Below are 14830 nucleotides of genomic sequence, written 5' to 3' on the forward strand. Positions count from 1 at the left end.
TCGCTTGAAATGAACGCTTTATAAGAATTTTGTTTGAACTTAGGTTATACAAAAAATGAAATACTAAAGCGATGATCCTCTTCTCCGGTATCGATATAGTGATTTTAAAAAACGATATTGATGCCGAAGAAGAGGCAGATATTTTATCCGGGGGGGACGAAGGCTTCGGTAGTTAGTAACTGTTTACCATGTCTTCGGGTACGCAGATGTAAAAGTCTGCCAAGCCTTTATGATCGTCATCCAGTTTCCGGATGGACTCTTGACGTACCGAGGTTACCGTCACTATACTCGTATTGGGGCGGTAACGGAGCAGATAAGGGATGATGCCTCCCTGTCGGTTGGAATGATAACTGCCGTTGATATGCAGGAATTTATTTTTGATATTACGGGCTATGAACCATCCCATTGTAGCATCTTTTATGGCTTGTGCCTGTGCCAACTTCCGATTGTCGCCGGCCCGGCGTCCTCCCATCATGTTCATCATACTGAAAGCTGCTGCGCTTTGGGCTTCATCATATTCGAAATCGATCGGTAAAGGAGCTATATATCGTTTGGCTTCCTCGGATAACGAGTCGAGTGCTCCGAACCCTTTATTTTTTACAATGTTGGCGTAGCGTCTCGGGATATTGGTTGCAATGAACGGAATGTGATGTTCTTTGGCAAAGAAAACAACCGGATAATAGTCAGTTCGGTAATTATCCCATAGACGGGCTTCGGCCTCAAAGCGGTCGTAAGAGATCTTTTGCTGCATGTATTCGTCAAAAATCAGTTGATTGTCACTTTCGAACATTTCGGCTCCCAGCATCAGTTGATCTTTATGAATGTTATAGATAGAACGGGTTATTTCGAATTCCAGCCAATGGGTGATGGGGCAGTTATGCAGTTCCCCGAGGAAGATAACATCATAGCCGGAGAGTCGTTTGATTAATTCTCCGTAGCTGATTTGTTTTCCTGTGTTGTCGAACAGGGTATAGGCCGGTTTGTCCTTATCATCCTGAGAGAAGGCTGACTGCTGAAGGAAACAGCACAGGCAGAGCAGGCATGAAATCTGTTTAATGGTTTGAAGTATCATTTTTCAGTTTGTTTTTGCTTAAATATAAAAGGATATAATTCTCGGTATCCAGATAGCGACGGAATGCTTCGCGGAGCATGGCGGGAGTGATGCTGTCGAGACATTGTTCGTAGTGATCGAAGTCGCTGATGGTTTCACCGTTTTTTAGTAAACCGACCAGGGCGGTTCGCCAGGCAGAAGGTGATTCTTCATTTAACGCTTCGCGTTTGGCTATCAGAAATGAACGTTTAAGGGTATTCAGTTCTTCATTATCCACTTCTTGCTGTTTTAATTGGTGGAGAATCTCTTTCAGCAACTGTTCTATTTGAGGCATGTTATCGTTATCGGCGGATGCATTGATGTCAAAGTAGAAAATTCCTTGTGGGATGCCTTCATACATTAATGAAATGTAAGGAGAGTAGACAAGGGATTTTTGTTCTCTGAGGACGGAGATCAGACGGTTGCGAATAAGGTCACGCATCAATTTTAAAGTGAGTGTGTTTTTTAATCCCGGTTGATAGTGGCCGGGGAGAAGATAGTCGAACAGTGTCTGAGTGTAATTATCATTGGGAAAGCCTTCTATATGCTTTCTGACGGGAAAATTGAAATGCGGATAAGAAAATCGGGACAAATGTGACGAAACAGGAATACGTCCGAAAACAGAGACAAACTGCTGCATGAGAGTATCCGCATTGAAATTGCCGCAAATGACATAAGTGGTTCCTTGGGGATTCGTATAGAGCTTTTTATAAAAAGCTGCGATGGAATCCAGATTCAGATTTTTGATCTGTTCGGGCGAAAGCTTTTGGGAAGAGCGGGCGAAACCGGTTCCGGTCAACTCGTTTATGCGGGCAGATAATAACCGGTCGGGACTTCGTTGAAGCATTTTCTCCAATATCGTTTCTTTGTCTTGATTTTCTAAAAGGTCCTGGCGTATTTCCTCAAATTCGTCATATTTTAATTCGGGATCGAATATCTTTTCATAAATCAGATTGAATAGTTCGGGAGCATTTGCAGTGGGAGACATGCCTATGAAGCCATGCCAGTGATTTTCGACTGCCATGGAAAGTGAGATTTCTTTCCGGAAGAGGTAATCGGACAAAACTTGCCCATCCACTTTTGCGATATCTCCCATATCTATGTATCCGGCAAATCCCTCTAATAAAGGATATTCTTCATCGGATAGGGAAGAAGTGCCGAAAGGGGCAAAAGAGGTGATCAGCAGGGTGGAATCTGCTTCGAAGGTAGGTTTGAGGACTAACCGTATGCCGTTCTTCAGTTCTACTTCACGAATCCTGTTTTGCGGATATTCTGTTTGTCGTAATATGGATGCGGGATCGAAAGGAAAACGGGCTGCCAGGCATGGAGGAGTCTCAATGTCGATCTCTTCTTGTTTTTCAGGACGGAAATAAAGAAAGGGAGTGCATTCGACTTGCTCGCCTTGAGCCCATGCCGACGCTATTTCGGTTTCCGATAACGGGGCTCCCAGTCCCGGATGGGTTGAACAGGCTACTAATAGAGTTTCTTCACGGTAAGACATCCACTCCTTGAGCAGTGCTTGCAAAGATTGGCCGGAGACACGGGACATGGCTTCTTTGAGTTGCTGCTGTTGGGATGGATCGGTCAGATAGCGGTCTCCCGATATGACGTAATCGGCGAAATCGTCACACCACATGGAGGAAGGACGCGAGGGGGCATCGGTGGGCAATTTCATCCGGCGGCAAAAATTGTTTTTAATATCTTGTAATTCGTCCTCTTGCCATCCGTTGCGTATCAGATCATTCAACAGAGATACGGTTGCGGAAATAGATGTAAGTATTTCTTTTCTGTTTTCTCCTTCCACTGTCAGAACAAAATGGTTCTTGTCACTTAAATACCATTGGTCTGTAACATCGGTCTTTAGTTTCCGTGCACGGAATCGTGAAGAAATGGCACTGACGAGCAGGCGCCCTTTCTCCTTTGTTATGGCGTCTTCCATGGTACGCTCTACTGTGCAAGGGTGTGGAATCATTAGTTCAACCTTTGTACGGGGTTGCAGAGAGTCTCGTATGGAGGCCAGATGAATTCCCCGGGTGTACTCTAACGGGTAGTTCCGGAAGTCATTGACCGGACGTCCGGGCAAGGATTTGAAACGTTCTTTGATTTTAGATTCGATCTCCAGGGGAGATATGTCGCCTACAATGACCAATGTTGCCAAAGAGGGCACATACCATTTATGATAATAATTTTTGAGTACCTGCGGGGTGACCTTGCGGATATCGTCTGTTGTGCCCAAAGGCATACGGTGACTGAATATGCCTTGTCCGATTTTGAGCGGATAGAAATCGTCTTCCGGGTCGAATCCGCGTAGTTCTTCAAGAATGATTCCTTTTTCATTCTCTACTTTTTCCGGATCTATAGTGACACCGTCCAACCAATCGTGCAGGATTAGTAATGAACGATCGAGAGCTTCGTCTTTGGCATAATCGGTGGGAACTGCGAACATATAGATTGTACGGTCGAAACCGGTGAAAGCGTTGATATCTTGTCCGTACTTCATTCCTAAGGACTCAAGGTACTCTACTAAAGAGCGTTTAGGAAAATGACGGGTACCGCCGAAAGTGATGTGTTCGAGGAAGTGGGCACAACCTTTCTCTTGCTCTGTTTCTTGTACGGAACCTACCCGCATGATTAGCCTGAACTCTACTCTGGATGCCGGAGAAGCATTGTGCAGGATAAGATAGTGCAGCCCGTTGGGAAGGCGTCCCTCTACCGTTCCGGGCGGAAGAAGGATTGGAGTGGACTGTGGGCAGGCTATACATGGGAGCATAGCAGCTATGAATATAGCTGCTATGTATAAATATCTGTTTTTATTATTTCTTTTCATAAACTACGGTTATGCGTGTATATCCTCCGGCGTTGACATGGCTCAGGAGAAATTGATAAGTCATTTTATCTGTGGCAAAGTCTATGTTTCCGGTGGATTTGATAAAGTTTTCGGGGGTGTCATAGTTGTCGGAATTGACAAGATCGTAGCAGTTGAGGTAGTAAGCCGGATCTGCGGAAGCTCCCTGGTCATTGATCTCTTTAATTTCTGCGTTTCCACTTTCCAGGAGCTTGTTTTGACGGTCTAAAGCACTGAATTGGTAGGTAAATGGAACGATGGTAATAGGATCTCCATAATAGTTTTTTCCCGGACCCAGATATTCCAGCCGGGTTGAAGTGGAAGTGATGTCTTTGAGTCTGATTGCATCCAATGATACGGCAAATGTCTCTTTACTTTCTTTATTCCAGTTGAGTAGTTTCATCAGTTTTTGCGGTTCCGGCTGTTGAGTCCAGAATTCCGGATCTGCTACGGTCTCGGAACGAAGTACAAAGTATAAATATTCGGTCAGTCCGAATGGATTGTCTGTCATCTTTAATACCGGCATGTCTTCTGTGGCCTGCTCACTGAGAGTGATGACGGTCTTGCCATCATATTCTTTCGTAAATGCTGCTGCAAAGGGTTGGAGATACCCATCTGCAGGGCTTTGCACAGTGGTATGGTAAGAGAGGACTCCGAGCCATTTATTCAGGTCAATGCCGTATTTGGTCTTATAACCTTTGATTAACGCTTTTTGCTGAGGGGATAATTCCGGAATTTTAGGGTTGGGCTTGACACGTACCTGCAATGTTTCGTTTAACATTAAATTATCGGTAGGGAATTGAGAAATTCCGACTTGAAAGTATGTATCTTCGGTTAATAAATTCTTTTGGTTGGAAACTACTTCGAATGTTGCAGAACGTTTTCCGGCTTTAATCGTGACGGGATTGTTCTCTAATTTTAGAACTCCGTTTTTATCATCGGGTAATTCAAAGTTGAGTACGAGGTCCTGTTCACAGGTCAATGTTAAATCTACATTTACTGTTAATGGAATGTTTTCGGACTCGGTAATAACCGGGGTTTCGGCAGACAGGTAGATTTTGTTGATTCCTGTATATTTATTTTCTTCTCTATCGTCTTTGCATGACGTGAAGGCAGGCAGTAGGCAGATGCCTACTGCGTAGATAAACAGCTTTTTCATTATAGTTTTCATTTAGTTTAGTATTTTATTTATTTTTCGACTTTAGTCCATCCTGCATTTTGCGATATATTTTCGTTATATAGATATTCGCCTTTCGGAATGGGGAAAAGCCAGCGGTAGTCATCTGGTTTGATTGGTTTATTTTTCATTGCGGCAGAGAGATTCCAATCGGAAAGCAGGCTTTTCCGATAGCGCTTTAAATCAAAGTAACGTTCACCTTCACCGGCAAATTCTTTCCACTTTTCCTGAAGGATAGCTTTCAATAGGGGAGCGCCGGAAAGTGATGTGTCAAGCAATGGAGCTTCACGTTGGGCCAGGTACTTGTTTATCACTTCCAGAGCCAATGCATCGTGACCTTTCTGGTCTTGACAATAGGCTTCGGCAAGAATAAAGCAGATGCCGGATACACGAAGTTTGTTGATATATTGTATAGGTTTATAATTCCAGTTCTGTTTGTTGTATTTTCCCAGATATAGTACCGGTAAGGTCTCGCCGATGCTTTCACCAGGCATTTCTTGGGGATAGACCGTTGCTTCGTAACGGATGTCATTGGCAGCATATAATTGGGTGAGTGTGGAGTTGATCGTGAAGTAGTCGCCTTTCTTCCTTTCGTAATTCATATCGGTATAATATGAATTGGTGGTATGCAGAGAAAAAATACATTCATCGCATGGTTCTTGTTCCCATAGTTTTTTATAATGTACGGGGGCCAGGACATCGTATGCATTGGTTGAAGACAGGATTTTTAAAGCATATTCTTCGGCTTTATCGTAATTTTCGGCATAGAGTTCTAAAGCTGCCAATAGATAATAAGCACTTTGCCGGGAAAACCAGTAGACCTGTGAAGGTCGGTTGTCTACAGTAACTGCTTCGGTCAGTAATTGGCGGATAGCATTCACACATTCACTGATGCTCGAGCGTTTTAGAAAGGCAAGTTCGAACCGCTCCTTTAAGATGATTCCGTCTTTTTCGGGACCTTCCGGATAGGTGGGGGCAAAAAGTCTGAGCAGATTGAAGTAACAATATGCTTTTAACGTTTTCGCTTCGCTAACGATGCATTGCAACTCTTGCTTGTCACTGTCTGATATAGGGGATACATAATGGACGCGCTCCAGTACCGTATTGGCTATGGCTATGGCTGAGTAGTATTTTTCCCACAGAGAGTTCGATAAGTCCTCCATCGGTTTAGGATGCCATTTATATAGGTTATTCAGGTCGGCATTCAAGTTTATTAAAAAAGTAGGCTGGAAGTCGTCGCTCAATACGGATAAACTGAATTCCGGCTTGGGAATTGCATCATAGGCCGATGCCAATAGTTCGCGTGCGGCAGTTACTGTGGTAATGGCATCCGGATCTGAATACTGATTCTCGTAGGGGATATTGAGCGAACAGGCTGTACAACTGAGTATCAATATGCAACAGATTTGTACTTTGCGTATTGAGCGTTGGAAATTATTTATTATTGGGGTCAGGTTCATATATTACTTGTATTTAGAAAGTCAAACTAAGATTGATGGTTAATACGGGTTGCATAGCTCCGGCTAATGAACCTGTTTCGGGATCGGACTCTTTATAAGGAGTAATCATAAAAAGGTTGGATGCCTGAAAGGCGATATTGGCATATTTTATGAAATGACAGTTTTTCTCCAGAAAGGTGTGTGGAACCCGGTAGCGTAGCGACAACATGGCCAATTTCAGATAATCGCTTTTACCGACGGTTTCTGTATTGGGCTGTTGGAGTGAAGCATTGGCAGGAGATATGTAAAATGGAGAATGGTATATCTTTCCTTCATCTCCTCGGTGAAACCACATGTTTTCTAATTGCTTTTGAATGGCATTCTTATTGGCACTGTCAGCTGAACGGATATAAGAATAATTGTAGGGTTTAATGCCGCCGAACACATAGTAAAAGTCCATATCCAAATCGAAATTCCGATAGGAGAAATTCAGGTTGAATGTACCGCTGTAGGGAGGAGTGCTATGCCCCAAAACGATGAAGTTTTCTCTGGCCGGATTTTGTGTCGGGGAAATCTCACTTCCATTGGCTCCTTGAAATACCGGAAGACCGGTGATAGGGTTTATGCCTAATGACTTCAGTCCATAAAGCATGTTATAGGCTTTTCCGACTTCATAGTCGGGAGTCAGGGCGGTTTCGCTGGTGTATAAACGGTCGGTATAGTACAGGCTGATTACCTTATTACGGTTGTAGGCCAGTGAACCGCGTAAAGATACACGCCAGTCCGGTGTATCGAGCACTTTTATTGCGGCGTTCAGTTCATAGCCTTCATTGCGTAATACACCGATGTTACGTTTCATGGTATTGAAACCGTTGGAAAGGGGGATGGGGACGTCCAGCAGTGCATCACTCGTTTCGCGGCGGTAGAGATTGAGACCTAATGTCAGCCGTTTGAAGAATTCGATGGATAGACTGAAGTCTGTTGTGGAAGTCTGTTCCGGTTTCAGATCGGTATTATAAAATCCGAGTAACTGTAGCAGACGGGCATTTCCGTAATAATTGGTGGAGTAGCTGAAGGTGCCGATTGTGGCGGAGGCAGATACTCCAGATAGGTTTGCCATACGTCCATGGGAACCTTTCAGGTTCAGGAGAGTGATGACCTTATTATTTTTCAGGAAAGGGTATCGGCTGAGGGTCCACCCCAAGCCTATGGCCCATGCTGCATTCCAGCGCTTGTCTGGAGGGAGAACGGAAGAAGCGTCGGCTTTGTAAGTAGTAAAAAGGTCATAGGTGGAATCGAAACTGTAGCCCATGACTACCCCGAATCCTAACTGAGCCGTTTTGTCCAGAAGCGAACTGGCTGTCGGCTTCCGGGCTCCGGTGATGGAGTGGTTGATTGCGTTTAGTGACATTTGTGTCCCCACTCCGTATCCGGTGGCAGATATGTTATCTGTCTGGGTCAGGTAGTAGTCCATGTTCCCACCGATTGTCAGGTCGTGTCTTCCGGCGAATGTCTTGTTGTAAGTGATACGTATATTGGAGGAAATATTGGTCGTTGTATTTTTTTCTTTTGTTAATTTTCCACGTTCGGCTATCGCGATTCCCATTTCCCGCTCTGCTATAGACGTGGAAGGAACAAGCGTAAGGGCTTCGTTCAGAAGGAAATCGATACCGGTCACTGCATCTATCTCCAAACCTTTGAATGGTCTTAAGTTGAAACTTCCGCTTACTCCGCCACGTTTATCGGTAGATTTACTATGGTATTGGCTCATCAAATCATTTAATGTGTATTCGGATGATTTTTCGGAGTAGGAGATTAATTTACCGGTTTTGGTTTCATAAGGGTTAAGTTGATAAACCAGATCTGTAGGGGAATGGGTACTGCCGTTGGGAGTATCGGTTGCCGAATAACCTGCATCGGTGCTTAAGGAAAAATATCCCCAGTTTCCCAGTTTCTGATCGAGGCTCATACGGGCGGTGAAACGTTGAGTGTCATTACCCGGTACTCGTCCTCCCTGCTTGGCATAATTGGTGGATATATAATAAGATGTCTTATCTGTTCCTCCTTTTATGCTAAGGTTATGGCGCTGGTAGATGCTGCGATGTATCAGTTCATCAAACCAGTCGGTATGGATATTCTTTAATGAATCGAGTACTTGTCGTCCTTCTGCGATCAACTCGTCGAGGTTGGGGGCGGTAGCATAATATTTCCGATAGTAATCTTCACTGTATCTATATCCCGGAGTCGATATATTCTGTAAACGTCTTTCCAATTCTAATTTTTCTTCGCTATCCATCATTTTGACTCCTCTGCGTCCACGGGTGGTGATACCTATATTGAAACTGTAACTGGTGGTTAACCTTCCGTCGGGATTGCCACGCTGGGACGTGATTTCTATTACACCATTGGCTGCTTTTATGCCGTATAAAGCACAGGCTACGGCGTCTTTCAGAACCTTTATTTCTTGAATGTCGGCCGGGTTAAGAGTCATGAAGGCATCGGATGATATTACTTTGCCGTCCATAACGTAGAGAGGTTCGTTGGCCATATCTCCTTTACGGAAAGATGAATTTCCGCGAATACGAATTTCCGGTTTGGAGCCCAGGTCGCCGGTATTGGTAATAATCAGGCCGGGTACGGCTCCTTGTAGGGCGAGGGACATATCGATCATGGGCTTACTGTTGAGACGTTCTACGTCGACTCGTTGTACAACGCCGGATTTGGCACGAATATCCAATTCGTTGATATTCTGCCGGGCAACGATGACCACTTCATCCAGTGCTTTGGGATCTTCTTGCATGGCTGCATCTTGTACCTTCTGACCGGTGTATTTCACACGTATCTCTTTCATTCCTATGAAAGAGAAAAGAATTAGATCGTTTTCTTTCCATTTGCCACGTAACAGATAATGCCCGTCGGTATCTGTTACTGTGCCGAATTGGGTACCTTTAATGCGGATAGTGGCACCGGGAAGCGGTCCGTTTTGATGATCCGTAACTGTTCCTGTCAGTACAATATCTCTTTGCTGAGCATAAGTCGTAAAGGTGGAAAGGATGATAAAAATAGAAATGATTACTGCTTTCATATTAGCGTTCTATCATATGTACTCAAATGTTTCGGGGGACAAAGATAGATACAATGAATAGTCTGTGTAATCGCTACACATAATGAACTTGTTCCTGAAAATACCTAAAAATTGCTATCTTTATTTTAATTTGAACTCCGTATTATTGGGGAAATTCATGGGATGAAGAGTGGGGGCATGGAGAGGTATCCGATAATGGATACCGACAGGATAGCGGAGAATAATCGGGAAGACGTTTTCGGAGGGAATGAAAATAGAGAGATCAGGAAGAGTTCACCACAGATTGACAGATAGAACAAATAAATACGATAGCCTGTGAACCGTATTTCTGTGTGATCCGTTAATCTGTGGTGAAAGAGACTTTTGAGGCACTTTGTTATCTTTATTTTTCCGCTGCTTCTTCTTTTGCCTTTTGTTCCATCTTTCTTTTCACAAATTCTATTTTCAGGTTGGCTTCTTCTTTCTCTTGCTGAATCTGACGTATGGATGAAAGTAATTTGGCCAACTCGTAAGTGCCGACGAGTGCTTCTCGGTCGGACGGAGTCATGGTCGTTGTGAATTTACGTTCACCGATATATTCTATACGGATATTCTTTTTATCGCGGTTCATGTAGAGGAAACTGAGGACGTTGCCGTCTTCTCCCATTTTGTAGTCGGCCTTCTCGATTTTTTCTCCCAGATCGGTAGTCTCGTAGCTGTCGTTGGACGCAGGGGTTTCAGCGAAACTTCCGTCTGGTGCTATCACTTTGACTGCTACGTGGTGGATATTGCTTGGGCCGCAATAGATAGATGTCAGTGTCATTACTCCCTGTTCATTCACCTGAAAACGGAGGAAAGAACGGTGCAGGTTCTTCTCTACGGTCTGGGTGGGCCAAAAGTAGTTACCGATTTTTTGATATTCTTCGTTTTTCTCAAAAGTATATTTATTCTTGATAGCTTCGAACTCTTGCTGTTTGACTTGTAGCATGCTATCCAGATATATAAGGCTTTCTTGCTGTTCTTTCAGTTCTACCTGTTGCATCAGTTTGATACCTTCTTTGCGGGTATCGAATGCCTTTGGATACAGAATTTTAATACTGTCGATCTGCAACTTGGCTTCGTTGTAGTCGTTGCGTTCAAAAGCTGCGCGGGCAGCTGCAAGCTTTTCACCCGCTTTCTTCTCGATGTTGTCACCACAAGCAGTCAGCAGTGACAATGTACATGCCAGGACAATCAGTTTTTTCATTTTGTTGTTCTTTACTTAGAAAGGGCAAAAATACAAATTTAGACTGAAGAGTGGAAAGTGAAGAGCGAAAAGTTGTACCTTTGCGGCCTAATTAACTGTAAGGTGTTAGTAACAGACTACCACCTTCAATCACTGTAAAAAAGAAAAATGAAGATGATAGAGTTGACTCAGGAGGAATTGAAGCAGCATTTCAGTGAACCCATTTTCGGACAGATTTCGGAGACAGCCGATATGTTGGGATTGGAATGTTATGTGGTGGGCGGATATGTCCGCGACATTTTTCTGCAGCGTCCCTCTAAAGATATAGATGTTGTTGTGGTGGGGAGTGGCATTGCTATGGCCGAGGCGTTGGGTAAACGTCTGGGACGGGGTGCGCATGTTTCTGTTTTTAAGAATTTCGGCACGGCACAAGTGAAATATCACGGAACGGAGGTGGAATTTGTAGGAGCACGGAAGGAATCGTATCAGCGGGATTCACGCAAGCCGATTGTGGAGGATGGAACGTTGGAAGACGATCAGAACCGCCGGGATTTTACGATCAATGCTCTGGCTGTCTGCCTGAATAAGGAGCGGTTTGGGGAACTGGTCGATCCGTTTGGAGGCATGAATGATTTGAAGGAAAAGGTCATTCGTACTCCTCTCGATCCGGACATAACGTTCAGTGACGACCCCTTGCGCATGATGCGCTGTATCCGTTTTGCTACCCAACTGAATTTTTACATAGATGACGATACATTTGAGTCTCTTTGCCGTAACCGGGAACGGATTGAGATTATTTCACGTGAGCGCATTGCGGACGAGCTGAATAAAATAATGCTTTCACCTATCCCTTCCAAAGGTTTTATCGATTTGGACAGGAGTGGGTTGTTGGCGTTGATTTTTCCGGAATTAGTGGCTTTACAAGGGGTGGAGACCCGGAACGGGCGTGCCCATAAGGATAATTTTTATCATACGCTGGAAGTGCTCGACAATATCAGCAAGGTGACAGATAATCTTTGGTTACGTTGGGCTGCCTTGTTACATGATATCGCCAAACCGGTGACTAAACGCTGGGAACCGAAGGCGGGGTGGACTTTTCATAATCATAATTTCATAGGCGAAAAGATGATTCCGAATATCTTTAGGAGGATGAAGTTGCCGATGAACGAGAAAATGAAATATGTGCAAAAGATGGTAAGTCTGCATATGCGCCCCATCGTGATAGCGGATGATGTGGTGACGGATTCGGCCGTGCGTCGTCTGCTTTTTGAAGCCGGAGATGACATAGACGACCTGATGACACTTTGTGAGGCGGATATTACTTCAAAGAATACGGAACGTAAACAGCGCTTTCTAAATAATTTCCAGCTGGTTCGCCGGAAGTTGAAAGATTTGGAAGAGAAAGACCGTGTCCGTAACTTTCAGCCGCCTGTGAGTGGGGAAGAGATTATGGAGGTGTTTAATCTGGGACCCTGCAAGGAAGTGGGGTCGTTAAAAAGTGCTATAAAAGATGCTATTTTGGACGGAGTGATTCCCAATGAATACGAGGCTGCTTATTCATTTATGCTTCAAAAAGCTAAGAAAATGGGATTGAATCCCGTACGAAACGTGGATAAATAAATGCAATAAGTTTTTGTCTTTTTCGATTTCCGACTAATCACGTAAGGAAAGGGAATATATGCTATAGAGCAGGTTTGTAACGGAAAACCGTTACAAACCTGCTCTTTTTCTACAGTCTTTCTGTCTATTCTTTTTTCATTTCTATGTATTAACAACTAAACTTTACGGGAAATGAAAAAAAAGGAGTTTCTGTTTGTGATAGATTGCAGAATTAATGCTTATTTTGCAAAACACTATTAAACATAAACTAAATCATTTTAAGGTATGAATAGGATGAAATGTGGATTTTACACTTACAGAGGGATTGCTTTTTGTTTTGTCACCGCGATGTTCTGCGGACAAGCAATGGCACAAGTTGTAGAAAAAAGGGGGTTTGATTCTCAGAAAAAGATTAATGCGTTTGATAACACGACTTTTTGTACTGCTTATTTGTCTGACGGATCGTTGTATACCATGCGCGATATCGCGATTAATGATTTACGCAAAATTGAGCGTATCGTATTTAATCCGACGGGAAGTTCTATCGCCGTGTTGAGAGCGAAGAATCCGGTAAGCATTTACTCTTTTCGTGACAGGAATAAGAAGCTTTTCGAATTGAAAGAGAAACGTAAAAAATTGAAAGCCAAACCGCTGCCGGTATCCATGTGTTATGCTACCGATGCCCGTAGTTTCGTTGTAGGTAACTCGTTAGGGGAAATCGTTATTTATGATACGAAAGAATATATGCCATTGGCTTATATCCAGGGAGATGCTCCGGCTACTGCACTGGCTATGAGTTCGAACAATTATTTTATTGCAGCAGGGACAGGACAGACGATTAATATCTGGAACTTCCAGACAAAGGAGTTGAGAAAAGCGATTCCTATGTCGGCAGTTGTCAAAGAACTGACTTTCTCTCCGGATGCTTCGTTGCTGGCAGTAACCACGGAGGATAATCACCTGACCATTATTGATACGAAAAACTGGGATAAGGTGGACATCTTCGATAAGTTGGGGGGAATGCTTAGTTCTCCGTCATTCCATCCCGAAGGAAAATACATCAGTGTGGTAAAAGATGGGAAGAATATCGAGATCATCAACTTGAAGAATGGTGTCATAGAGCAGGAGATTGTAGATCCTATAGGCGGTGTTACCGGTGGACGCTTCTTTAAGAACAATCAGAATAGCGAGGTATTCATGCTAACCAATCGTACGAAGCAAATGGTCTTCTGGGATGCGAACGGGCTGAACCCATTCTATGGAAAGATTATGGGTAAGGAAGTAGACGCCAAGATGAATGAATGGGTGAAGATGATGCAGGGAGAATCGATGGAGGATTATGCTATCCGTGTGAACGACGAAACCCGTGTTAAACAGCAGCAGTTGTTTGCTCAGGAAGTTGCTACGGCATTGGCGGGTGACCGTATCTCAATGGATAATCCTTTTGTGGATGGATATGATGCTGCTAATAATATGTTGAATATCGGTTTTAAGGGGTTGCCGTCTATCGGATTGGAAGTTCCGGCTAACGAGGCAGGGGACTTTGAGGAAGGTAAAATGAAATTCTCGAATGCCGTATATGTGCTGAATGATAAAGATGAATTTGAGCTGGCCTATGTGGAGGTTACCAACGAAACGACCAACAAGGTTTATATCTATGACAATATCGGACGGACAAAGTTGACTGCTTTGGAAGCGGATGAAAACTTTGTCCCTCTGGAAATCATGCAGCAGGCTACCCGTGAGGAAGCACAATTGGCCGAAATAAAGGAACAGGTGATCGAAGAGAAAAAGCAGGATAAACTGATTACCGATAACACACAGATCAATGTGAAGACAGAGGTTATTCCGGGTGTGGATGCTAACGGCAAAAAAATTCTCAATTATAAAGTGGGTTATCAGTATGAGGTGATCAATAAAGAGTTTTCTGCTAAGGAAGACTTCCCGTCCGGTGGTTATAACATTGAACGCTCAAATGCCGCCATGTCTTTGATGAAGATTATCAAGAATGCTTTTGAAGGCGATTTCTCCAAATATTTATCAGAGGGTAAGCAGGTGAAAGTGATTATTACCGGTTCGGCCGATGCGGCTCCGATTCGTGGACGCCTGGCTTATGACGGACGGTACGGAGAGTTCGTGGACGAGCCATATTACAAAGATGGCAATCTCGACAATATCACGGTGACCAAGGCTGCCGGAATCACACAGAACGAACAGCTGGCACTGATGCGTGCTGCCGGTGTGAAGAGTTATATCGAAAAGAATGTGACAACATTAGGTAATACGAAGAACGACTACGAATATCATGTGGAAGTAGCTAAAGAACGTGGTGGAGAATTCCGCAAGATCAATGTAGAGTTTGTAATTATGGATGCATTTCAACAATAAACG

8 protein-coding genes are annotated in these 14830 nt (G+C 43.8%); 2 read left to right on the forward strand and 6 right to left on the reverse strand.

Annotated features, from left to right (window positions below; genetic code table 11):
* Positions 1-172: 172 nt before the first annotated feature.
* The 6 genes from KO473_RS08890 to KO473_RS08915 form a co-directional block, all read right to left on the reverse strand.
* The gene (locus KO473_RS08890) at positions 173-1072 is read right to left on the reverse strand and encodes a ChaN family lipoprotein (protein WP_032541814.1); all 900 of its coding nucleotides are present in this window, start codon (positions 1070-1072) and stop codon (positions 173-175) included.
* Positions 1053-3917, reverse strand: a complete 2865-nt coding sequence (locus KO473_RS08895; protein WP_101603586.1) for a pitrilysin family protein — start codon at positions 3915-3917, stop codon at positions 1053-1055. Before KO473_RS08895 ends, KO473_RS08890 begins: the two co-directional genes overlap by 20 nt.
* Entirely contained in the window at positions 3904-5106 is a 1203-nt protein-coding gene (locus KO473_RS08900; RefSeq protein ID WP_005781115.1) for a DUF4929 domain-containing protein, read from the reverse strand. Before KO473_RS08900 ends, KO473_RS08895 begins: the two co-directional genes overlap by 14 nt.
* A gap of 17 nt (positions 5107-5123) precedes the next feature.
* Positions 5124-6572, reverse strand: coding sequence for a RagB/SusD family nutrient uptake outer membrane protein (locus tag KO473_RS08905; RefSeq protein ID WP_122130333.1), 1449 nt, complete (start codon positions 6570-6572; stop codon positions 5124-5126).
* A 13-nt stretch (positions 6573-6585) separates the two neighbouring features.
* Positions 6586-9636 carry a SusC/RagA family TonB-linked outer membrane protein gene (locus KO473_RS08910; protein WP_121963454.1) on the reverse strand — a complete coding sequence of 1017 codons (3051 nt, stop codon included), beginning with the start codon at positions 9634-9636 and terminating at the stop codon, positions 6586-6588.
* Positions 9637-10018: 382 nt separating this feature from the next.
* Positions 10019-10861, reverse strand: coding sequence for a hypothetical protein (locus tag KO473_RS08915; RefSeq protein WP_032543457.1), 843 nt, complete (start codon positions 10859-10861; stop codon positions 10019-10021).
* 153 nt (positions 10862-11014) lie between these two features.
* Between KO473_RS08915 and KO473_RS08920 the strand changes: the two genes are divergently transcribed.
* Positions 11015-12460 carry a CCA tRNA nucleotidyltransferase gene (locus tag KO473_RS08920; protein ID WP_022010978.1) on the forward strand — a complete coding sequence of 482 codons (1446 nt, stop codon included), beginning with the start codon at positions 11015-11017 and terminating at the stop codon, positions 12458-12460.
* A gap of 264 nt (positions 12461-12724) precedes the next feature.
* Positions 12725-14827: a WD40 repeat domain-containing protein gene (locus KO473_RS08925; RefSeq protein ID WP_032535457.1), complete on the forward strand. Its 2103-nt coding sequence runs from the start codon at positions 12725-12727 to the stop codon at positions 14825-14827.
* Positions 14828-14830 lie beyond the last annotated feature (3 nt).

Source organism: Bacteroides sp. HF-4919 (assembly GCF_018860125.1).